Origin of the sequence: Mycoplasma sp. OR1901, assembly GCF_013348745.1 — a bacterium.
Classification (GTDB): Bacteria; Bacillota_I; Bacilli_A; order Mycoplasmatales; family Metamycoplasmataceae; genus Mycoplasmopsis.
The window spans coordinates 435,221-462,213 of record NZ_CP054666.1; the positions used below are offsets into that span (position 1 = coordinate 435,221).

Consider the following 26,993-nt stretch of genomic DNA (forward strand, 5'->3'; position numbering starts at 1 on the left):
TATGATAAATAATCCAAAAATTACATCAATATTTGATTATATTGTTGAAGTAAATGGTGAATTTCCTTATAAGCAAAGACAGTTTTACTCATTAAAGGAAAATTCAGATGTTAAACTTATGTTAATTAGCGCAACAAAAAATAAAGCTTATTTAATCGCTAATACAAAAAATACTGAATTAAAAATTAATTCAGAAATAGTTCTAGAAAATAACGAAGCAAGTGTTTACACATACTTTTCATACTTTGGAAAAGTTATTGACATTGAAGGGAACGTTGTTTTACCAACAAAACAAAAGAATTCATTAATTCCATCAGAAGGTCAATCAAGTGCTAAAATCTTTGAATTAGCACACGATCTAATGACAGTTAAAACATTAAATGAACAATTATTCACAGGTATTATTCCTATAGATCTTTTAATTCCAATTGGGAAAGGTCAAAGAGAGTTAATTATCGGTGATCGTCAAACAGGTAAAACACACATAGCTTTAAATACAATTATTAACCAAGCAAGAAACGGTGTTAAATGTATTTATGTTGCTATTGGTCAAAAACGTGAAGCTATTTCAAAAATTTACAATACTCTTAAAGAAAATCAAGCTTTATCAAACACAATTATTATTGATGCTCCATCAACAAGTGCTTATGAACAATATCTTGCTCCTTACATTGGTATGGCTCACGCTGAAAACTTATCAAAAACAAATGATGTTTTAATTGTTTTTGACGACTTAACAAAACACGCAAACATTATTCGTGAAATCGCATTATTAACAGATAGACCAGTTGGTAAAGAAGCGATGCCTGGAGATACATTCTTCTCACACTCACAATTATTAGAACGTTCAGGTTCATTCAAAGGACGTAAAACAATTACAGCATTACCTATTTTACAAACAGTTGATGGTGATATTACTTCATTAATTGCGTCAAACATTATTTCTATTACTGATGGACAAGTTGTAACAAGTGCTGATTTATTCTCACAAGGTATTTTACCTGCTATTAACATCAACTTATCAGTTTCACGTACAGGTTCAAGTGTACAAAGCCGTCAAGTTACAAAAATAGCTGCTGAAGTTGGTAAAATTTACAAACAATACAAACGTCACTTAAAATTAGCTATGTTAGATTATGATTTCAACAAAGAAACATCATTATTAATCTACAAAGGTAAAATGATTGATAAAATGTTCCAACAAAGAGGATTTACACTATACAAACAAGAATTAATTCTATTTACATCAAAATTAGTTTCATGAACAATTCTTAAAGGTGTTAACAACGAAGATTTAGCTATGAAATTCTTAAACAAATTCATAGTAGAAAACCAACAAGCCAAAGAAAATTACACAAGAATTATTAACGGAGCAAGCTACGATGATAATTTAGTTAAATCATTTTTCGCAAGTGCATTAAAACAATTTTCAGATTACAATCAATTAGATTGAGACATTGATAATGAGTATGATTTTGTCGGATTAGATGAATCATATTTAGAAAAAGTTTCAAAAGAACTGAATCTAAAAGAAACTAATGGAGGTAAATAATGTTAGGTAAAATTTTAAATTTATGATCAGATATTATTGAGATTCAATTTGACAAAGAAAACTTACCAAAAGTTAATACTCTATTAACTTTACACAATGGAAAAACATATTTATTAGTAAAAAGGGTTTTAAATGATACTACTGTTAGAGCTATTATTATTTATGCATCTGACGAAGTTTCAATTAATGACACAGTAGTTAATACTGGTAAAAGTTTCTATGTACCAGTTGGTAAAGGTTCAAGAAACAATATTTATTCATTCCGTGGTGAACCTCTTTTAGAAGGAAGAAATACAAAACCATTATATGTTGAAATGAACTCAACAATCAATAATGATAGATATTTAGCAAGCGAAATTACACTTGTTGAAACAGGGATTAAAGCAATCGACTTCTTTATCCCTATTATCAAAGGTTATAAATTAGGTATCTTTGGTGGAGCTGGAGTTGGTAAAACAGTTTTAATGAAAGAAATTATTTTCAACGTTAACCGTGAAAATAAAAACACATCTAACATTTTCATCGGTTCAGGAGAACGTTCAAGAGAAGCGATTGAATTATTCAATGAATTAGAACAATCTAAATTAATGGATAAATCAGTTATGTATATCTCAAAAATGAACGAATCACCTGGAGCTCGTATGTCAATTGTTCCAATTGGTGTAACTGCTGCTGAATACTTAAGAGATAAAGAAAAAGAAGATGTTTTATTATTCATCGATAACATTTATCGTTTTGTGCAAGCTGAAAACGAAACAAGTGCTACATTAGGTAAAAAACCATCTGTAGGTGGTTACCAATCAACACTTGATAGTGACGTTGCTAATATTGAAGATCGTCTTTACAGAAACGCTAATGGTGCGATTACATCATTCCAAACAATGTTCTTACCAATGGATGACTTATCAGATCCATCTGCTGTTGCGGTATTCAACCACCTTGACGGAAGTTTAGTTTTATCAAGAGCACAATCAGCTAAAAACATTTTCCCTGCTTTTGATCCACTTGCATCAAACTCAAACTCTGTTGATGAAAAAATTATTGGTAAAAAACATTTTGAAGCAATCAGAAGAGCAAAAAGTATTTTAAAAGCATACAAAGACTTAGAAGATGTTATTCTTATTCTTGGATTTGATGAACTTGATGAAGAAAGTAAAATCATTGTTAAAAAAGCTTTACAACTTGAAAACTTCTTTACACAAAACTTCTTCATGACAGAACACTTTACAAAAGCACCTGGTCAATATGTTAAATTAGAAGACACAGTTGAAAGTGTTATTAGAATTTTAGATGGAAAATACATCAAACAATCACCAGAAATATTCCAATATGTAGGTGATAACTTAAATATTCCAACTGACGAAGAGTTAGGTTTATAATTAATTAAAACTCACTTTTACAGGTGAGTTTTATTATTCACTTTTTGTAATAAAACTAAAAAAGTGCATTTTTTATATAAAAATGCTCTAAATATTAACTTTTTAAATATAAATTAAATTTATAGTGATATAATAATATAAGAATAATTATTCAATATCATTATGGAGGAATTATGTTAGACCCAAAAGTAAAATTAGATCCATCATTTTTAGATGAACTTAAAAAAACAACTAAAGCATATAGCAATTCATTATCTATAGGTATTAGAACTAATATCGAAAAAGAAAATAAAAAATAAAATTTTATTAATAATAACACAAGTTAGATTTAAGTGTCTACTTGTGTTTTTTTATGTTTTAATACCTCTTAAATTAATTATTTAGTTGCCTTTGTACATTGAATATTTAATTCTAAAACATTTATTTAAATATTTTTTTAAGTTATTAAGCATTAAAAAAAGAAATATTTTATGCATAAAAGCTTTCTTAGCTTCCAGATATGTAAAATTTAAAGTGTATAAATGGATACTCATGTACATATAATAATTAGAGGTAAAATATGAAAATAAATAAAAAATTCTTAAATACCGTAGCTATTTTGGGGTCAAGCGCAACTTTACTTAGTGTTGTTTCACTTAACAATAGTAAGCCGCCAGTTGAGTCTGAAGCCGAAAATGAAAAACAGAATGTTAACGACTTAGAAAATGAAGTTTCTAAAATTGAATACACAATCAATCCTAATCCTCACAACATAAAATATTTAGATAGCTTAAGTTTGATTAGTTCAAATTATTCATTAATTCGTAGTAATAAAGTTACTTTTGATAAATATTTAGATGCTCATATTAAATCAGTTTTATCTATTAAATCAAATTTAGTGGAAACAGAAGTTAATTTAGAACAAACAACTGATTCTACTCAAGTTTTAGTTGGGATTAAAGGTTCTGATGACTCAGTAACTAAATATATTGAATCAAATTATTGAGCTGAAATCGACAATGATTTTGAAAAATTTGATGCCTATTCTTTAATTGTTAAAGAAAATAAAATTGTTGTTATGGCAAAGGATAAAGAAGGTGCATTTGCAGCTTTCAATACTTTAAGTTGAATATTAGAACAAACAAATGGTAAATTGATTAGAGATTTAGTTATTAATGATTATGCAGATACAAAAATACGTGGTTTTATAGAGGGTTATTACGGAGTTCCTTGAAGTTGAGATGATAGAAGCTCTATGATGACTCTAGCAGGTAAATACAAAGCTAATTCATACATATTTGCACCAAAAGATGATCCATATCATAGTGTTAAATGAGATGAATTATATCCAGCAGACGAAATTGAAAAAATGAAAAAAACAGTTGAAGCTGGACATTATGCAGGTGTTGAATTTACTTGAACAGTTCACCCATGAATAAATAAAACTCACGCAATTGATTTACAAAATGATTATGATGGTGAAGTCGCTAAATTAAAAGCTAAATTTAAACAAATGTATGATGAAGTTGGTATTAGGCAATTTGGTTTATTAGCGGATGATATTGATGGTCAACCTTTCCAATTAGTTAAAAAATTAATTGAAGACTTGGTTGCTTGAGGTTCAGAAGATGGTAGAGAAGTAAAAGGATTTGTTTTTGTTCCTACAAAATACGAAGGAATGAGAGATTCATGATCTGGAACAGTTGCTGATTTACAAAAATATCAAACTCAGTTACCTGATAATTCAAAAGTTTGAATTGTTTATACAGGTGCAAATGTTTTTGGAAGTGTTGAACCTGGATCAGTTAATTGATGAGCTAACACATCTGGTACAAATCGTGCTCCGTTATTCTGATTAAACTGACCTGTTAATGATCCTGATTATACAGCACTAAACTTAGGACCTGGAACAATGTTAAATAGTAATGTTGATCCAAATAAATTAGTGGGTGTTGTAACAAATCCAATGCAAGAAGGTGAATTATCTAAAATTGCAATTAGTGCTATAAGTTCATATACATGAAATATTAAAGGATTTGATGCTTGAAAAGAATGAAAAGAATCATTTTATAAAATAGCACCTGAAGCACCTTGAGCACTAATGAAATTAGCATCACATATGACTTCTACTTCTAAAGATGGAAAACGTTGAGGTGTTAATATTGACGATGAATCTAAAGAAATTAGACCTGCAATTAATTCAATAAAAAATTCATTAAATTCTAATGGTGAATTAAACGAATCTGATAAAAAAGATTTATTAACCGAAATGGATGCAATCATTGAAGCTTATGAAGAGTTTATGAGTTACTCAAATAACCAAAAAATGAAACAAGAAATTGAATTATTTGGTTTATCATTATCAAAAATTGCCGAAACAATTAAATATGGTTTAATGTCAATGGAATTATTAGAAAAATTAAATTCATATGATAATGATATTAGATTAAAACAAGCTAAATTATTTGAAGCTTATGAATACGCTGATCGTGCTAGAGAATCATTTAACTATGCTAAACATTTAATAAGAAGCGATTTAAAAGAAGGTGCTAAGCCAAGGGATAAAGAAAAAATAGTTAGACCAGGAAATCAATACTTAGAACCACTTGCAAAATTAATTTTAAGTAAAATAAACGCTATTAAATCAGAATCTGGAAATATCAAAAAAGGTAATTTATATGTTTCTGAACAAATAAATAATTCTATTTCTAATCCTGAATTATATGTTCAAACTTCTGAAAACCAAAACGCTAATGCTGACATAATTTCAAACATCGAAGAAAATGATAGTGAAAATTTAGGGGCAGCTTACATCGGTGCTTCTAAAATACAATATTTAAATCTTAAAGATGAAGCAAAAAGAACAATAACACTTAAACCAGGTAAATACATAGGTTTTGATCTTAATAATGTTTCTAATATTACTGGATTTAATTTAGTTTTAGATGGAAAAGATAAAGATAGTAAATCTCTTAAAAAATATTACTCAACAACTTTTGATAAAATCAACTCAGTTCCAAGTGAAGTAACTGAAGATAAATCATTTATAGCAAGATATATCATTTTATTTAACGATTCAGAACAAGATTTAGAATTTAGTGTTAATAACTTTGAAGTTACAAGAACTTCTCATATTGAACAAGTTACTAAAGGTGATAAAAAAGAAAAAGTGGAAAAAGTAAGTAATTATAGAGTTCACTCACAAGACTACAATGAAGAAATGAACTCATATAAATACTTATTTGAAGATTCTGACTTCTTATTTGTTTCGCATTCTAACGAAGGTGAATTAGTGATTGAAAGTGAGTCAAGCGAAAATACTTTATTTAATGAATTCTATATTAAACAAGATCCTACTCATATTTCGCATGCTTTAGTATATGTAACAACATATGATACAAATACTAGAATGATGAAAAATAAAAAGATGGGTAATCTAAATAAAGCTGATAATTTCTTTAGAGCGCCTTTAGACAAAAACGAAATTGTTCTTAAATTAAACATTAAATACCAAAATGCAAAATTACACCTTGATAAAATTGATGTTTTAAGTAATTTTGATGCAATTGATTTAACAGAATTAAGAACATCATTAGAAGAGTTAAAAGAAGTACATAAAAACCGTACAAACATCACATTCAAATCAAACGAAAAAATTGAAAGAGAAATTGCTGAAGCTGAACAATTATTAGCTAACCAATTAGGTTACTCACAAATCGAAATCAATAGACTAAGAAATAAACTTATAAAATCTAAATATATTTATGACAAGAAAGCAAGTGTAGATAACACAAACACTTTAAATAATCTTGTTAAAGAATTAGAAAAATATAGTCGTGAAGACTTAATTAAGAGATCATTTAATGAAGTTAATAATAAATTACTAACATTAAAAACACTAAAAAGTATTGAAAACGATACACTAACAAACAACGAAACTTTAAGTTGAATAGAAAAAATAAGTGAATTAAAATCTAAACTAGTTTTTGATAAAACACAGTTAGATACTTATTTAAACTTATACAATTCAAGAAAAGACTTATTAGAAATATCAACAAGTGATGATTATCAGGAAGATACATTTAATAAATTAACTGAATTAGTAAACGGATTAGACAAATACTATGATGGTTCAAAAGCAACATTTTCAAATAAAGATTTATCAGTTTTAGGAGATAAACTTTCTAAATTGAGTTTAGAGCCAACAGAAGCAAGTGAAATTATTGATAGATCACATTTAAATGATGAAATAAAACTTCTAGAAAAAGCACTTAAATTAATTGACCAAAATAATATCCTTAATTCAAATACAAAAACAGAACAACAATTATTAAATGTAACAGCTAAAAATATTGAATTATACTCAAAAAATGCTTTAGAAAAAAGGATTTCACAAATTAAACAAATTGGTTCAAAATACTTTAAACAAATATCTAAAATAGTTAAGGTTCAATTAGATAAATTTAACGATAAATTAAGTTTAGTTAAACCTTCAAGTAAATATCAAAATTCAGAATTATTACAAGAATTTATAAAATCGTTAGAATCTTCAATTAGTAATTTAAAAGCTAATAAAGATGATTTAAGACTTGACACTTATTTAGAAGATTATTTATCAATTAAAAATACTTTTGATAATCAATTTAATAAATTATTAAACGACGTTACATCAGCATTATATATAAAAAACTTATATGACATTGAAGATGTACAAGAAGATATTATTGTTCAATGAAAATTAGCACTTAAACAAGAGGCAGAAGAGTTATTAAATCAAAAATTAGATAAATTTGATTCAAAAACATATTCAGAAAAAGTTGAACAATTATACGAAAAATCAAGACGTTTAGAAGAATTAGAAACTAAAAAAGATTCATTAAATAAAATGTATGAAGATTTCTTAGCTAAAAAAGAAGTTCTAAAAGAATTATTAGAAAATTCAAAAACTAAGGAACAAAAACAAAACAAATCATACGAAATTTACGCTTCAACAACAAAATTAGTTAAAAATATCGAAAACTCTTTAAAACAAAATCCACAAGATAAAGAAGAGTTTACTAAATTATTAGATCAAACAAACGAATTAATTGATATTGCACATAAATATTCATTGATTGAATCTAACATAGATACTAAAACAACTGTATCAGATGTAGTTGTAAATAAAGAACAAGAAAAACCTCAAATAAAAGAAAAAAATAATACTTCAAACTCATTAGTTCTATTGGTTATATTAAATTCAATAGCAACATTTGGTATGTTCATTTATTTTATATTCAAAAAATTCAAAAAGAGTAAAAATAATTAAGGAGAATCATGAAAAAATATAAATCATTAATTATATTAGGTTCATTAGTAAGTTTCGCTTCTATTGCAACTGTTGTTTCTTGTTTTGGACAAAATGGTAATAAATCAACAGATAAAAATGATGAACAAGAATCAAAAGATTCAAAACAGAATAAAGAAACAGAAAGTAAAAATGTAGATTTTATTAATGAATTCTTAAAAAATAAATCTATTTCAGATTTTACTGAAATTAGTAAAAAACCTGAAATATTATCAGAGCTAAAAGATGTTAATTTAAACTTTAATAATGTTGAAATTGTAAATTATGATTATGTAAATAATAAAGTAACTGCTAAATTCACATTTGAAGATTTATTATCTAAAAAAACATTTGATTTTGGCGGTGAAATTAGCGGTTTTAAAGATATTAATTTTGATAATGAAATTCAAGATTTAGAACAAAAAGATGATATTAAAGCTGATAAAAATGACCAAAGAGTTATTAATATAAATAGTAATTGAAAATTTGCTAAAACATCTGATGTTGATTCTGTTGATGTTAAAAAAACAAATTTTGATGACTCACAAATGTTAAGTGTTAATTTACCTCATGACTGATCAATTTATAATGATTTTAGTCCTAATATTTCAAATGAATGAGGTGCGTTAGAAGGTGGAACTGCTTGATATCGTAAAGAATTAGAAGTAAAACCAGAATGGAAAGATAAAGAAATTGAAATTCATTTTGGTGGTGTTTACATGGAATCAGAAGTGTATGTAAACGGCCAATACATCAGTACTTATCCAGCAGGATATCAAGAATTTAATTACAATATAGGTAAATATTTAGACTATTCTAAAGGTGCAAAAAATGTTGTGACAGTTAAAGTTACAAATAAATCAGCATCTTCAAGATGATATTCAGGTTCAGGTATTTATAGAGATGTTGTTTTAAAAGTGACAGATAAACTACATTTAAATACATATGGAACACAAATTATTAATAATGATTTTGATGTAAATAATTTATCAAATGTTACAAGTAAAGCTATTTACACAATATCAAATGATGACTCAAAAACTAGAACATTTTCAATTAAAAAAACAGTTTATAAATTCGGCGATGATAAAACAGAATTATTTAGTAATATAACTGAAAACATTGATATTAATCCAAATACTTCATTAAGTGTTGAAACAGAATTTAATGTTAATAATGTTGAATTATGAGATGTTAAAAACCCTAATTTATACGTATTAAAAACAGAACTAATTGAAAATGTTGGAGGAAAAGAAGTTGTTGTTGATCAAGAAACACAAAGATATGGATATAGAAAAATTGACTGAACTTCAAATGATGGATTTAGTTTAAACGGAAAATGATTAAAATTCCACGGTGTTTCTATGCACCATGATCAAGGTGCTTTAGGTGCTGTAGCAAATTACGATGCTATATACCGTCAAATGAGAATTATGAAAGAAATGGGAGTTAATGCCATTCGTTCAACTCACAACCCAGCTGATCAAAAATTAGTTCAAATCGCGGAAGAATTAGGATTACTATTTATTGATGAAGCATTTGATACTTGATACGGTGGTAAAAAGACAAACGATTACCACAGGTTCTTTGAGCAACAAGCATTACACCCAGATGCAAAACAAGGTGAAACATGAGCAGAATTTGACGTTAAACAAATGGTTCGTTCAAAAATAAATTCTCCTGCAATTATTATGTGATCAATAGGTAACGAAATTGCTGAAGGAACACAAAGTAAAGGTGTAACTGTCGCTTCTAACTTAGTTAAATGAATTAAAGAAGTTGACAAAACTAGATATGTTACATGAGGTTCAGATAGATATCGTTATGGAAATGGACAAGATGCTAATATTGCAGCAGCTTCTAATAAATTGGACGTAGTAGGAATGAACTATTCAGAAGCTAATGCTCCGACATTACATAATATACACCCTAATTGAAAAATATATGGTTCAGAAACTTCATCAGCTGTTCGTTCACGTGGTGTTTGATACGCTCCAAATAGTTATGATAACGAAACACATTCTAACGGATACTATGGTAAACAACAATCAGACTACGGAAACAATAGGGTTGGTTGAGGTAAAACAGCAACAGAATCATGAAAATTTGATAGAGATAACAAATGATATGCTGGTCAATTTATATGAACCGGATTCGACTATATTGGTGAACCAACACCATGATGAGGACAAACTGGTAATGATAAACCTAAATCATCATACTTTGGTATTGTAGATACAGCTGGATTCCCTAAAAATGATTATTACTTATATCAATCACAATGACTTGATGTAAAAGAACATCCGATGGTAAAAATTGCACCGCATCTAAACTTTGATAAAGAACAAATGAGAGGTTTAGTAATAAACCAAGATGGAACTTTAGATTTAAGAGTTTATTCAAACGCTAAAAAAGTAGTTTTAAAAGCTGATGGTAAAGAAATTGCAACTAAAGAATTCCAAACACTACAAACAAATTATACAGATGAAAAAGGTAATCCGGTTAGTTATCAACAAGGTGCAAATGCTAATGAATTATATTTAAAATTCCCTATTAAATATGATGAATTTAAAAACAAAGTAATTACTGCAGAAGCTTATGATTCTGAAAATAATTTAGTTGCAACAGACACAATACAAAAAGCATCAACCCCTGTTAGAATCCAATTAAAACCAGAGAAAAATATTATTTTAGCTAATGGTGATTCATTATCATATGTTCAAGTAACAATTGTAGATGAAAATGGTATTGAAGATCCTAATGCTAACAATTTAATTAATTTCACAATCGAAGGTCAAGGTGAAATAGTTGGGGTTGATAATGGTAATGCTTTAAGTCGTGAAAGATACAAAGCATATGCTGATGGAACTTGAAAGAGACAATTATTTAATGGTAAAGCACTTGTTATTGTTAAGTCAACAAATAAAGCAGGTGAAATCACATTAAGTGCAAACTCAGAAAACTTAGAATCTGGAGAAACTAACATATTAACTGTAGAAACATTACCAAATAGTGATAATATCATTCCACTAGCTTTAGATAAAAGTAAATTGACAGTTAATTTATTCGAACAACCTGATTTAAGTCAAGTTAATATCATTTTATCTAATGGTCAAAAAGTTAATGAAAATATTACTTGAGATACAACTTCATTTGACAATAATAATACAGGTCAATACGTAGTTAAAGCAACATATAAAAATGTTCAGTTTGATCTTAAAGTAGAAGTTATCGATTTATCTACATTATACAGACCAACAAAAACATATCTATCATATATCAAAGGTGAAAAATTAGCTTTACCAGATACTGTTTTAGTTTTAAATAATCAAAATGAATTAGAACACAAAGATGTTGTTTGAAATATTAGTAATTTAAAAGTTGATAAATTAGAAGTTGGTGATGAAATTGAAATAAATGGATATTTAGCTGATAATGAACAAATTTTTGTAAAGGCTTACTTAAATGTCTTACCTACAACAACTAACGAAGTAAATACAGTTAAATCAAATAATAATACTGTAGAAATGGTTTATGTAGGAACAAAATTATTAGAAAACTTTGATAATGATACTAAAGAATATTCAGGAGAATCAGAATATAAAAACGGATATCCTTTAATCAACTTTATTCCAACAGATAAAAACACAAAAACAGAACAATTATTTATTGATATTGATGAATTTAATAGAGAATACATCGCAATAATTACAGCTCAAGACGGAAGTCAAAATATTATTAAATATAAACATCATTTAACATTATCTGAATACAATGATGCACACTTAAACATCCAACCAATAGTAGAAGGACGTGGTAGATACGCAAAAATTGAACTTAAATTACATGATGGTTCAATAGTTCCACAAGAAGAATTAAGTAATATTCAAATTAAAGCAGTTGATCCAGAAGATAATAAATACTTTAGTTCTAAAACAAATGAAGTTTATGCTTCATTAGCTAAAAACTCAATACTTGTTTATGCAGAATTTGTGTACAAAGGTCAAAAAGTTAAAACTCAAACAACTAATTTAATGATTCTTAAATCATCTCAATCTACAAATGTTGAATCATATAGCACATATAATTTAAATGTTTTAAGAGGCGAAGAAATTAATTTACCAAATTATGTTGAAAAAGTATATCAATCAGATAAATTCCCTAGAAGAGAAATTGTTGAATGAGAAAATATTCCTAATTCAAATTCATTAGGTATTTATCAAGTTAAAGGTACATTATTAGATTCAAAAGAAACAGTGTATGCTACAGTATCAGTTTATGACTATGTTAAAGTAGAACCAATTACTGTTAAAACTATTAAAGGATTTGAACCTTACCAAGTGCCTGACATTGTGCTCGTATCAGATAATTTAGGTAATAAAATTACAAAAACAGTTACTTGAGATAAATTTACAACTTCAAACTTAAATTCTAATGAAGATTATATTGTTGAAGGTACAATCGATGGAGTTAAAAACATTAAAGCTCAATTAAATGTCAGTGTTGTTCCTGAAAAAGAAGGTGAATTCTTAAATATTTCTAAACAAGTAACAGGATTTGATTATCCTGCAGCGATTGCAAGTTTCACAAATGATCTTGATCCAAGTTCAAGTGATAGAATTGATAAAATTAATGATGGTGTTGTTGATGCAAGAAATAAATCTGCTAATAAATGATCTAATTGACAAAGAAATTCAACAAGAACTTCTGATTGAGTAGGAACTATATTTGCCCGTGGTGGAATTATAGGACCAGAAATGTTTGATCAACTAAAAGTTTGATTTGGTGAAGATGGCGGTACAAAAGCCCCAACAAACTTCAAAATACAAGTATTTGAACAACCTATAACAAACTTACCAAATGCTGCAGGATTAGCACATATTAGTGAATCAGATAGCAATCTAGCAGACGATTCATTATGAAAAGATGTTGAATTAAAAGAAACTCCAACAATTGTGGCTAATAATGCATCTGGTACAACATTTAACTTTGCTAAACCAGTCAAAGGTTACGCTTTAAGAATTAAAATGGATATCGTTAAAGGAAAACAAGGTATTTTAATTTATGAATTCCAAGTTAACCGTAAAGTTCCACAAGATAACAAAAAAGGTGTAATTACAACAAAAATGATTTCATCAAGCGTTCAGAATCAAAAAACACCAGTTGCAATTGCAGGATTTACAAACGATGGTCCAGGTTCAAATGATAGAGTTCAATATTTAAATGATAATATTATTGAAACTGATGTAAGAGGAATAAACAAATGATCTAACTGACAAAACCAAAGAAGAGCAGAAGATTGAGTGGGTGTTGCTTTATCAGAACAAAACTCAACTAGTGTCGATTCCTTAAGAGTATTCTTTGGTGTAGATGGAGGTTCAGGATTACCAAAAGAATATCATATTGAATACTTTGATCAACCAATTACTAATTTACCAAGCGGAAATCAAGTGGGACACATTAATGATCACAGAGATTCAAACTTATCAGATGATAAATTATGAAAAGAAGTTACATTAAAAAATAAACCTGAGCCAAACGCATTACCTTCAAACGATACTCAAGGTGCTTTATTTGAGTTTGCAACACCAGTTAAAGCTACTGCAATTAGAATAAGAATGAAAACACCTGATAACAAAAACGGTATAGTAGTTAGAGAAATAAGAGCATTTAGCACAAGTGCATTAGTTTCCGAAGCAAAATTACTTGATGTAAAAATTGAAGGTAAATATGTTGAGGGTATTAGTCGTGAACTAAACGATTATTACATTGATGACAACGTAAATTTAAATGAAATTAAGATACAAGTTAGCGATAAAGCTAAAGTAACTAAACAAATTAATAATTATTCAGTTCAATTTACAATAACTTCAGAAGATTTATCTGAAACAAATACATATAGATTTACAAAACGTTCATTACTAGTAAGAAATGAATTAATTAAAAAATATGAACAACTTATACAAACTTTAGAATCAAGAATTACATCTAATTTAGATATTACTAAATATTCAATGGCTAAATCATTAGTTGCTAAATTTAAATATCTATCTAAATTGATGAATACACCGCTAGAAGATTTAAAACAAATTATCTTAGATTTAGATAAAAACACCCAAAAATAAGAAAGAGAATTAAATCATGAGTAGTAAATATAAAAAGATTTTTATAAACTTAATGGCCGGTTCGATGCTTTTAGGTTCCACCGCAGCATTAACCATAAGTTGTAGTAACGACGTAAAAACTAATAAAAAAATTGAAAATGAGCCAAACAAACCTGTTCAACCAGATACACCGGTAGTACCTGGTGAAAACACAAACCCAAAAACAGATAATACTGAAAATGAGGCAAAAACTGCATTAAATTCAAGTCTTGAGGCAGTTAAAACATTTTTAGAATCGTTAAATGATCCTAAATACACAACAGTAAAAGACAGTCTAAATAAAGAATACCAGAAAACAAAAACAATTTTTTCTGATGCTAATTCAACAAATGAAGATTTTGTTAATGCAAAAGCTTCATTAGATAAAGCGCACGCCAAAGCAGTAGAATCTAAAAAATCTATTGATCAAACACCTTCAGAACCACCGGTAGTTGAAGAAAACAATCCAACTGATCAAACATCTGAAAAAGAAAACACTGATACTACTAAAGATGGTAATGGTACTCAAACTCCACCGGCAACCGGAGGAACAGAAACCAAAGAACCAAGTGGTACTGATACTCAAAATCCACCAAAAACAGGTGGAGAAGAAACTAAAAAACCAGGTGATAAAGAAACTCCACCGGCAACCGGAGGAACAGAAATTAAAGAACCAAGTGGTACTGATACTCAAAATCCGGCAAAACCAGGTACAGAAACACCTGCACCAGGCGACAAAGGAACTCAAACTCCAAATAAAGGAACCGAAGGAACAACAACTCCTCCTACAACAGATGGACCAGGAACTCCAGGTCAAGGAAGTGATGGTGGAGAAACAAAACCAAAAACTGATACAGAAGCTCCAACTCCAGGTGATAAAGGTAATCAAACTCCACCTACAACAGGCGGATCAGAAACCCCAGGTCAAGGAAATGCTGATGCACAAACTCCACCTGCAACTGGTGGTGATACCCAAAAAACTCCAGGTGAAAACACTGAAGATCCATCAAACGGTAAGAATACAGGTGATTCAGGAAGTGATGGTAGTGCCGGATCTGGATCAGAAGCACAAGAACCTAAGACACCTCCAAAACAAGAAGAAGTACTGAATTATAAAGAAATAAATTATGAACATGTAGATGTTAAAAAAATACTATCAAATACAAATATTAGTGATTTTTTAAGTACAACTTATCCAAATTACACTTTTGCTAATTATGATTCAAGTGAATTTAACGCAAATAGACTTATTAATGATGGCGAAAAACTTAAATTAGTAGGAACAAAAACAGAAGGTCAAAATACAAAATATACATTACTAACATTATTATCAAGTAGATACAACCCAAACAATCTTAATGATGGTGCGTATTCTAATGTATTAACCGGTAATCAAAAATTAGATTTAAATATTGATAAATCATATTATGATTATCATAATCCTAAAAAACCTAACGAAAGTAGAAGAACTGAATTACCAAAAATGATTGATGGTAACAAGGATCAAGCATCAAGATGAGATAACTGATTTGATTATGCCGAAATACAAAATAATAACGTCTTCTATCTAAGCGCAAAAGAGAAAAACGGAAATAAAATACATGGATTAAAAGCATGAACAAGAGTAAGTGCATTTACAGCGGTTAAATCATGAGGTGATTTTGAAAAATACGATCATAACGCAAAAGTTGAATTACAAAACGGAAAAACAATGTCGCCTGAATGAATTAAAGTTTATTCATCACCAACTCTAGATGGAGAATATAAATTAGTTTCAGGTCAAAATAAAATTACTGATTCTGATTTCTTCGATATTAAGATAGAAAATAATTATAGACTAATTGACGAAACAAAAGTTGATGAAAGTCAAAAAGTAGGAAGTAACATTTATTTAATTCATATTAATTTTAAACCAACAACAGATAAATTCTTCAAAATTGAATTTGAAGCACCTACTATACCTAATCTTAAAGATCCAGAAGGAACACAAAATCCAAAATTTAAGAGTAATAAAGGATTTACCGGATTCTCAGAACTTGAGTTAGTTGAATTAAAAAACGATGATGCATCTACAACAAAAGCAACTGAAAGTGAAAATAAATCAGTTTCATTTGAACAAGTAGAAAACTTCAATGAAACATATAAATTAATCAAAGATAGTACAAAAATAGATTTAAATCAAACAGAATCATCACTTGAACTTCAAATTCCGGATGGATCAAACTTTAAAGATGAATTTAAAAAATTCTTTGATGCTGCCGTAGTTAAAAATGCTGATGAAACAGCTTTAAATGGTTCAATTTATACATTCGGATACATTTCTGGATTAAAAACAAATAGCGAAAATAAAGAAGTTTCAGCAAAAGCAAAAGTTATTGTTACAGATGGAACAGCTGATCATAGAAAAGAATTTGTTATTAATTTAACAAAAGCACAAGCAAATGTAGCTGCTGCACCGGTTGCAAATGAATCAGCTTCTCAATAATTTAAAATATAAAATCAAGCATATTCGCTTGATTTTTTTAATCAAAAAAGTTAGTGGTTAATTTCCACTAACTTTATATTAATTATTAATTTGAATTTCCTAATCATCCTTTTTCAATAGCTTTTCTTAGGGTTTCTTTGTTTTTAACACTTCTGTTGTATTTGTCAGTGCTATTATTTCAATAAATATATGCTAATAACTGATCATTTCAGTAGTTATTTACTGTTGTTCTTTCAGATCTATTACCTGTAATGAATTCACGATTGTAAGCGAATCCGCCACCACTTCATCAACTTTTTTTGTATGCACCACTTTTTATTTTTTGGTCATCATTAAAGTTGTTTCATAAGTTAGCTTTAGCACTTTTAGCACCTAATCAGGCTTTTTCTAATCCTCCAACAAATGTACCTTCAACATCTAATCCTGTTACGTTTCAGAATTTACCACCAGTAGCACCTTTTTCGAAGATAGCTCATAACATAATTGATGTTAATCTAAATATAGCTTTATATTCAGGGTTATTTTTACTATCTCTAAGGTTATATTTATTTTGTGATATTTTAGTAAACATAGATTTGAATAAAGGTTCAAAAATAGCTTTAATTAATTCACCTGTTTTATCAACTACTTTGAATATGCTTTCATCAAATGAGAATCCATATGTTTTACTTTGATCAGAAGTTTGATTATTGTTTGATGAATTACCTCCACTTGAAGAGTTACCTCCTGAAGGTTGATCTTTAAATAAGAAATCAAGCATATTATAAATACCTGTACCTTGTCTTAGATCACTACTTTCGAATAATCTGTTTATGAATTCTACATAAATTGCTTCATCAAATGAACTAGTTAATAATTTTATTTTTGTTGCATTATTCAATATCTTTTTAAATGATATTGAATTCATATCATCTGTAAGTATGAATGATAAAGCACCATCCATTATTTTTTGTTTAACTTGTTGAGAAGTAGCTTTTGTAAAGTCTAATGATCTTAAGTTATCATATACTTTATCAATAATAGTATCTAATAAAGTGTCTTTAGAAATTCATGCTAATCCCTTTTGAATTATATGTTCTAAAATTTCTTGATCTCTATCTCTATTGAAGTTAAATCCAGCGTTTTTAAATTTAATTATTGCTAATTTAGAAATACCTTTTATAAAGTCTGTATTACCATTTTGACCAACACTTGCTTTGAATCAATTTTTGAATTTTTGCTTCATTTGTGAAGCATTATTTGAATGTAATAAAACATTAATTGCTTCAAATCAAGTTGTTTTATTTTTATAGTTAGCTGCATTGTCAATAATATCATTTATAACTAAAGTTAATAAGTCTCTTAAATCAGGATTTTTAATAAATGTGATTATAGTATTATTAATTAATCTATTTAATTCATCATCATTTTGACCTGTAATTAAATAAGCTAAATTGATATCACTTATTGTTTTTCTAATTTTATTTTCGTTATTTAAGAAGTTTCTTAATAACTGTGTTACAAGACTTTTTAGTCCAGTTTTATTTTGTTGTATTAACTCATCATTAAGTATTTTAGATACAAAACCAAATGATGTTGGTTTTATTTTATCCATAACTTTTTCTTTAATTTTTTGAGTTAATTGATTAAGGTTTGTTGATTCTTGGAATGTTTCAATTGTTGCATCAATTAATTTAGAATTAATTTCAATACGTTTGAAAAATTCTCCTAAACCATTAGTGAAGTTATCTATAAATTCGTTTATGTTATTATCTGGAGTTACTTCTAAATAATCCATTGCTTTAGTAATGATTTTTCTAATAGGATCTCTTAAATTATCTGAACTTAAAGTGTTTTCAAATATTTTTTGTATATTATCTTTAAAAGTATTTTTTCTTGTTTCATCACTTATGTATTCTTTTGTTATGTTAACAAATGAATTACTATTAATATTATTATTGCTTGTGAAGAAGAACTCTATTATATTATTTATAATCGCTTTTAGTTCGTCAGTTTTTACCATATTGTTAATTAAACTTATAAAATCATCTTTAGAAATAAGGTTTTGTGTTATAAATGCTGTTTTATCAAAACTTTCTAAAATTCCTCATGCAATTGAACCTACATTAATTTTTTCAATGGCTAAACTAAATATATTATTAATGATTGTTAGTCTATTAGGGTGATTTGAATGATCGATTTGAGTTTTTAAAGTATTTAATGCTGAAAGTATTTTACCTTCAATGTTTTCATAATTAGTAAATTTCTTAATGTTTTCAATAGCATTATTAAAGAATTCACCTAAATTAAAGTTAACTGTACCGTTTATTCCTAGTTGTTTAATTCCTGATTCAATAAATGAATTAAATATATTAAATCCATTATTTGCTTCTTTTACAATTTTTAATATTCAGTCAACTGAATCAATTTTTTGATCTTTGCTATTTATACCTTTAAATATTGAGTTTTTAATATCTTCTGGTAATTTTTTATCAAGTATATTTTCAACTATTGTTTTGAAATCACCTTTTTCTAATAATTCTTTGATTATTAAATCAAATAAGGCATTAATTTCAGTTTTTAATTGATCATTTGAAAATACTGATTTAATTAATTCTTGATAGTTGTTTGCGTTTTTAAATATGCTTAAGTTAGCTAAACTTTCTCTAACAATATTAATTATTCTATTTTTAATAGGTTCATTAGCAAAAAGCTCTTTTACTATGGTTAATAACTTAGATTCATTATCTTGATCAACTAAACTATTATTTTTATTAACAAATGATATTAAACCATTTATAACATTATCTTCTTTAGTAAATTTATCGTATAGTTTTTCAAATATCTCAACAACTATCTCTTTATTAGTTTCAATTGAACTGAAGTTGTTGAATAACGCTTTAACAAATTTATAATCACTTAAATCAAATTTAGAAAGTATTTTTGTTTTAATTGATTCAATAAATTGTGCAGAAGTTGAATCAACACTTAATTGCTCAATAACTGTTTGTACAATATTTTCATATAAACCAACTTCTTTTAAGTATGGAACAATATTACTTGCAATATTATATACAAGCGGATTAGAATCACTACCTTGTATGCTTATGTCATTATTTTTTAACACTTTGTTAATTAATGAATTAACAAAGTTTGTTGTAGTTCGATTTTGAGAAATTCTTTCTAGAGCACTTGGTAAGTTATTTTTAAAGTATTCTTTTATAGTATCTTTAGAGAATAAATGATGAATTAATGCGTATGGATCGCTTAATTTATCTAATCAAGCTGTATCGTTTAATAATTCAGGAATTACTACATTTAAAGCACCATTTAGGAAATCGTCTTTTAAAACAACTCCAACCATTTCTTTTAATAAGTTGACATCTATATATTTAGTAATAGTTTCGTTATTTATATTATCAATTTGTGAATTGATAATAGTTTCTATCACACCTTTGGTATTTAAATTAATAAATACTTCTTTAATAATTTTAACTAAAGCTTGTTTATGTGGTTGAATATTTTGTGCATTTAAAATACTATCAACAAATTGTCTTGGTTGTTTTGTGATTTTATCTTTTATTAAAGCAAGAATATCGTTTGGAAGCTTGCTTAATTTTTCAATAACATTAGCTTCACTTTCATTAAATACTTCTTTTAATTTGTCGAATATATCATTTGATAAACTATTTAAAATTTGTGATGATCTAAAGAATTCGTTTAGATTATTAGAAACATAAGTTATAAAATTAATTACACCTTGGTCTGTTGTATCAACACCGTTTTTGTTTAGTAAACTAGTTAATAATTTTTTCAATGCATTTTTAAAGTTTTGATCGTTTGAAAGATCTGACAACATTGAATTAAGTTCTGATTTAATTTCGTCAAACTTAACTAATTCTAATAACTTAGCAACTAAACCTTTGTAAGAGTCTACATTTTCAAATTGGTCGATACCATTAATTAATTTTGTAATTGAGTTATTGATAATATTGTGTAAATGTTGATTTTTTAAGACTAATTTTAATATATTATCTAAATCTTCTAAACTAACATACTCTTCAATTTTATCTTTAGTATTTTGAGGTATCTTGTTTAGTATATCTGTTATAAATGTACCTTCTGAGAATTTCTTGATTATATTATTAATAATTGTTTTTATATCTTCTTTATGATTTTTGAATAAAGGAGACTTAGCTAAGTCTTTGATTAATTTTACAGCTTTTTGTTCACCTTCTGTACCTGTAAAGATATTTTTAATACTTGAAATTAAAGTTTTTGTAATTGATGAAATATTAAATTTAATTCCATTTGTTTGTAATTGACTATAAATTAATTCGAATGATAATTCTGTTAATTTAATGTTTTCATCAATTATATCGATTACGTTCACTATACTACTTGCAAGTGCACTTTTATCATTAACTCCTTCTAAATAAGGGGCTAAGAATTCTTTTTCAAATAGTTTATTTAAAATTGATGTTAACGCTTCTTTAATAGTGTCTTTTTTAATTATTTCTCCTAGTATAGGAGTAACTTTTTCTTTTACTTTAGCTTTTAATCCTTGAATAGAGAATATTTTTTTAATTAGATCATTAATGTTTGTTGCGTCTTTTAATGTTTCGACATTGTCAAGTATATCGGCCACTACAACCTTAATAAGTTCTTTTGTATTTTCGTTTTTGAATACTTCTTTAATTGCATTTAAAATAACATCTTTTGATACATTGATTTTTTCTGCAATTGAATCAAGATTAATTGAATCTAATAATGGATTTATTTTCTCATCTTTTAAGTATGTATTTAAAGCATTTTCTAACACTTTATTAATTCATTCTTTTTGATTTTTTGCAAATTTAGAATTTAAGAATGATTTTATTATTTGGAAGTAATTATTTTTAGCCACTTTTGTAACGTTACCAAATAATATATTTTTTAATGATTCAAGATTGTTTATTGTTGCAATTTGTTCTTTTGAAATATTTAATATTTGATCTAACATTGAATTATTAATATTCAAATTATTTATATCAAATATTAATTCTTTTAATTGGTTTAATTTTTCTTCATCTAATTTTTCGGATTCTGTAATTAATCCAGCTTCCTTAAGTAAATTATTTATACTATCTTTAAATATTTGAATATTGTCTAATAAAGTAATAGAAATAAATTTAAACACTTCAAGTGAATACTCAAAATTAGAATTAATTGTGTTTGATTGGAATAATTTAGATACAAGTTCATCTGAATGATCATTTATTAATTTATTTAGGTTTGCTAATAAATTCGCTTTTAGAGATGTAACTTTAGTTTGGAAGTTAAATTCTTCACCATTTTCAGATTTCATAAATAGAATTAAACTATCTAGAACATTCTCAATAAATCCTAATTCTTTAAATATAGAATATGAATCAGTAATTAAATTAGATATAAATAAAGGTGTTTTTTCTTCATTGTATATTTTTGGATATTTTGACTTAACAAATTTTGTTAATGTATTTGTGATTATAACTTTAATGTTTTCTTGATTTGTTACATTAGTTAAGAAACTAATTATATTAGTTTTAAGCTCTGGACTTGTAGCTAATTTATTTAAAACAATAGAAATTACATTATCAATGCTTGTAGCATCTTTTAAATTATCTGTACTTTCAATAATTTCACCAAACGCACCAATTACAAGTGTTTTAAAGGTATCATTATTGATTAATAAGTTTACAAATGATTTTAAATCTTCATCCGAAATATATTCATTCAATATATTTTTATACTTAGTTGGGACGTTATTTAATACAAAATTAATATATGTATCATTTTCTTTTATGTAATTGTAAATGTTATTGAAAATAATTTTAATATCATCTTTGTTTTTGCTTGCAAAATCTTTAGAAATGTCTTTTATGAAGTTGAAAAGTGTTTCACCTATTTTTTCTTCACTAAATTTACCTTTAAGTTTATTTAATAAAATTGTAGTTAAATCACTTAAGTTTTCTTTATTTTGTGTTTTGTATTCATTTAATGATTCGAATAATAAAGTTATTACATTAAATTTATCTACTTGAGTAATTAATGAAGTACTTAAATCAATAAGTAGTTGTTCTTTATTTTTAACATTTTCAAATATTCAACTTACATTTGGATTTTTTAACTGTGAGTCAATAACTTTAGAAATAATCTTTTTGAATACATCTCTATCTTTTATAGACTTAAATAAAGTTTGAACATTATCTTTTATATCTTCAGATAAATTACTTTTTACAGCTATATTAAATATGTCGTAGAAATTATTAATCTGTGAAATTTGTTCAGAATTATTAAAAACAAATTCTATTGATTTTTCATATATATTTTTGAAATTATCATTTTTTGTAACGTCTAAAATAAATTGTTTTAAATCAGCTTTACTAATACCTAAAACACTTTCTGGAAGTAAAGAATTTAATGTAGAATCTAAATCGTTTGTAATGAATGTATTTAATAATTCTTTTATAAGTTCAACTGAAAGATCTCTATTTTCACTTGAGAATAAGTTTGTTTTTAGTATTGTTTTGTATAAATTAATATCACTCAAATTAATAGTATTCTTAACTGTGTTTAAAATACCGCTTGTAACTTCAGTTAAATCATTTGATTCAGTAATTAAACCGATGAAATTATCAATTAATAAGTCTAAAGTATTTGTTGACTCAAGTGTTGTTAAAATGCTTGGTACAATGTTTTCAATTACAGGTTTATATTTTTCATCAATACTATATTTAGTATTTTTACTTAACTCTAAAACAACCTTTGTAATTGTTTTATTATATTCGCCAGATTTAACTATTTCTTTAATTAATGGTTTAGCTTCATCACTTAATAAAGTTTTGAATGTAGCATCTTTTAATAATGCATTAATTAAATTTGTTACTGAACTAAAGTTATTAATTTGGTCACTGTTAGAAATATATACTTTAACTAAATCTTGAATTATTTTATTGAAGTTAGGAGCATCAAAAACTTTATGAATTAGTTTTTCAATTTCGTCCTTATCAATATATTTTGCAACTTCAGGTTTAGCAAAATATGTATCAACTAAACCGTATACTACGTTTTGTAATGTACCATTTTTTGTTAATTTATCAACAATAACACCAGCAATAATTGAAACACCTTCTTTATTGTTTGTTACATAATCTTTTTTGATTACTTCTTTAAGTATTTCAAAACCTTTTTCGTTTAATTTATCGTTTAGTGCTTTTGAAATTAATTGTGGTAATTCACTTATTTTTTCAATTGCATTAGCATTTTCTGCTTTAGCTTTTTTGATTTGGTCAAAAACTACATTAATTAAACTTTCAATTAATTGAGTTTGATTTACTATATTACCAAAATCGTTTGACAACCCTTCAATAAAGTTCATTACACTTTCGTTAGAATCTATGTTTTCAGCACTTGCAAAATCAGTTAATATTTGTTTAATTGTTGAATTTAATTCTGGATCAGCTAATACATTTGTAAAAGTTGTATTTAGTTCTGTTTTAAATTTATCTTCATTAACATTCTTAAGTATTTCAACAATTAAACCATTGTATGAAGTAACTGTTTCAAATTTATCTGAATTATCAATTAAATCATTTAAAGTATCTCTAATTAAAGTGTTAAATGATTCTTGTTTAAAGAATAGGTTGATTATTTTAGCGAATGATTCGTCTGAAATGTATTGACCAACTACTGTTTCTGAAATTAATGGATATATTAATTTAGAAGTGTTATTTAGATTTGATTTATCTAAAATATTATTAATTAATTTTTTAGCTAAATCTTTATGATTTTTAACTAAATCAGATTTAAAGATTTGGTTAATTAGAGTTATTATAGCTTTTTCTTGAACACCATCTTTAGAAATTTTAGAGATAGCACCTAAAAATGAGTTTGATAATAATTCTTGGATTCTATCAAATCCAAAGTTTTGGAAGTTGTTTAATGATAAAGTAACAAAGTTTTCAATTATTTTATGTTCATTATCAATTTCATTTACTAATTTGATCAAATCACTAGTAACTGAAACTATTTCATCTTTTGTGATGTTGTTTACTAATTCATTTTTTTCAAGAACATTGTAAATTAAATTACTAAATAATGAATTTAAAGCAGGGTTTTTTAATAATTCTTTAAATATGTTTGAAATCTTAACTGCTATTTTTGCGTTTGTATCTTGATCAGATATAAAAGCAAAAATTAGTTGGTTTATATTTTCTAAACTATTAAATTTCTCTGGATGGTTAACAAATAAATCAACTGCATCATTTAGAATTTCATTAAAGTCATTTGATTTGAATATAGAGTTAATAATTTTATTAACTTCTTCGTTTGAAACATTATATTTTGATAAGAATTTATCAAATGAATTTGATAACAATGAAAAAATATTATTTCCATACTTATCTAAAATATTTTTAATAATGTATTTAATTAATTCTGCAAACTCTTGTCTTTGTTCAGGGTTTAAGTTTGTTTGTGCGATTATTGAAACTATTTTAGGAACGTTATTAACATTTAAAACAACTTCCATAAAAGTATGTCCAATATTCTTTAAATTCAATTCGTTTTTGTCTCTTAATATTGCTAATGAATTTTCTAAATCAGTTATTATACTTTCAATTAATTGTGAATTAATTATATTATTCACAATATCATCTAAAACAGTGTGGTTCTCATCTATATTAGAATTTAATAATTTACCTAATTTGTGTTCAGGATCTAATTCATTGTAAAGTGTATTATTAGAAATGAATTCTAAAATTTCTTTTGCGATGAAATTAAATTCTTGTGTTAGCTCACGTATTTTTGATCCTAAATTTCTTGAACTTCTATTTAAGTCATTTTCATTTTCTTCATTATTAATGTTATCAAGGTAACTTAGTGATGAATCACCAAATAATTCATTATCTGTATTAATTGGTTCAATTTGGTAACTTGAAGTTTTTGAATCTTTTTCAAGGTATTGATTATCAAAATTATAATTTTGATAATCTTCTACATTTAAAGTTGGATGTGTTATTTTTAAATATAGATCCATAGCCATTTTTTTGTATCCATAATTATTTGGATGGATATCTAAAAATAGTGAGTTTAATTTAGATTTGTTATCAACTCAATATTTACTGTTGTATACATCAACATAGTTAACATTGTTTGATTCAGCAACACTTTTGATTGTGTCGTTAATCAATGAAGTTAATAAACTAATTGGTGATAAATCAATATTTTGACCAATTGCATTTGTAATAAAATCAGTAATTATTTGATCTAATTGTAAAAATGGTGATGGGTATGAAACAACATTAATATTTGCATTAGGTGCATATGTTTTTAAATTAGCTAAAAAAGTTGTTAATCTCTTTTTAAGTTCAGGAATTGAATCTTTAAAGATGTTATTGAAGAATACTAACGAGTCACCAATAACTGGTTTTTTGTCAATAAAACTTTTAATTATTTTTGTAACATCATATTTAGTTGCTGATTTAAATAGTAAGTAAAATAAATCATTAGCACCTAAAGTTAAAGTAATTAAGTTAGCATTTGCTAATTTTACTTTAATGTACTCTTTATCTCCTAAATTAATGTTTGATTTATATTGTGAATCAAATTCAATATCAAAGAATTTAATTCAATCAATTATTTGTGAACCGGAATGAGCAAAGTTTTCGAAACTTTCAATACGATTATTAACATTTAATAAACGTGCTAAATAAGCTGGATATGAAAGTCCAGATATATTCCCGTTCTCTAATTCTCCTTTTGATATTGAAGGTGTTGATGCATCAAATCCTTCTGTAATAGAATCACCAATTGCAACGTATTTAATTTTTTGATTTTTATCAATAAAATTTTTAGATACTTTACGAAGTATTTTTGTATTTTCAGTTGTTGATTCATTACCATTCTCGGAATCAATTTCTTGTTTAGGTTTTGGTAAGTATGGTTCTATAACTAACGGTTCCTTTGAAGAAATATTATTTTTCTCTTTAATTTTCTCATATAACTCTTTACCACCGCTTTGAAGTTCTTTATCAGAACCAGGTGCTTTACATGCTACAACTACACCACTACTGAATAATAGTGCCATTGTTGTACCGAAAATTAATTTCTTATTTTTTTTCATAATTAT

7 protein-coding genes are annotated in these 26,993 nt (G+C 26.3%); 6 read left to right on the forward strand and 1 reads right to left on the reverse strand.

Annotated features, from left to right (window positions below; translation table 4 throughout):
• Window position 1: 1 nt before the first annotated feature.
• The 6 genes from HTZ87_RS01525 to HTZ87_RS01545 all read left to right on the forward strand — a co-directional run bounded on the left by HTZ87_RS01525 (window position 2) and on the right by HTZ87_RS01545 (window position 16,864).
• The gene (locus HTZ87_RS01525) at window positions 2–1,552 is read left to right on the forward strand and encodes an MSC_0619 family F1-like ATPase alpha subunit (RefSeq protein WP_174892806.1); all 1,551 of its coding nucleotides are present in this window, start codon (window positions 2–4) and stop codon (window positions 1,550–1,552) included.
• A complete protein-coding gene (locus HTZ87_RS01530; RefSeq protein ID WP_174892807.1) occupies window positions 1,552–2,931 on the forward strand; it encodes an MSC_0618 family F1-like ATPase beta subunit in 1,380 nt (459 codons plus the stop codon). Before HTZ87_RS01525 ends, HTZ87_RS01530 begins: the two co-directional genes overlap by 1 nt.
• A gap of 173 nt (window positions 2,932–3,104) precedes the next feature.
• Window positions 3,105–3,230 carry a hypothetical protein gene (locus tag HTZ87_RS03550; RefSeq protein ID WP_256368455.1) on the forward strand — a complete coding sequence of 42 codons (126 nt, stop codon included), beginning with the start codon at window positions 3,105–3,107 and terminating at the stop codon, window positions 3,228–3,230.
• Window positions 3,231–3,490: 260 nt separating this feature from the next.
• On the forward strand, window positions 3,491–8,218 hold the full coding sequence (locus HTZ87_RS01535; RefSeq protein ID WP_174892808.1) for a beta-N-acetylglucosaminidase domain-containing protein: 4,728 nt from the start codon (window positions 3,491–3,493) through the stop codon (window positions 8,216–8,218).
• Between the two features lie 8 nt (window positions 8,219–8,226).
• On the forward strand, window positions 8,227–14,361 hold the full coding sequence (locus tag HTZ87_RS01540) for a glycoside hydrolase family 2 TIM barrel-domain containing protein (RefSeq protein WP_174892809.1): 6,135 nt from the start codon (window positions 8,227–8,229) through the stop codon (window positions 14,359–14,361).
• 16 nt (window positions 14,362–14,377) lie between these two features.
• Window positions 14,378–16,864, forward strand: coding sequence for a hypothetical protein (locus tag HTZ87_RS01545; RefSeq protein ID WP_174892810.1), 2,487 nt, complete (start codon window positions 14,378–14,380; stop codon window positions 16,862–16,864).
• A gap of 85 nt (window positions 16,865–16,949) precedes the next feature.
• Here the strand turns inward: HTZ87_RS01545 and HTZ87_RS01550 are convergent, their stop codons facing one another.
• Window positions 16,950–26,987, reverse strand: a complete 10,038-nt coding sequence (locus tag HTZ87_RS01550) for an SGNH/GDSL hydrolase family protein (protein WP_174892811.1) — start codon at window positions 26,985–26,987, stop codon at window positions 16,950–16,952.
• Window positions 26,988–26,993 lie beyond the last annotated feature (6 nt).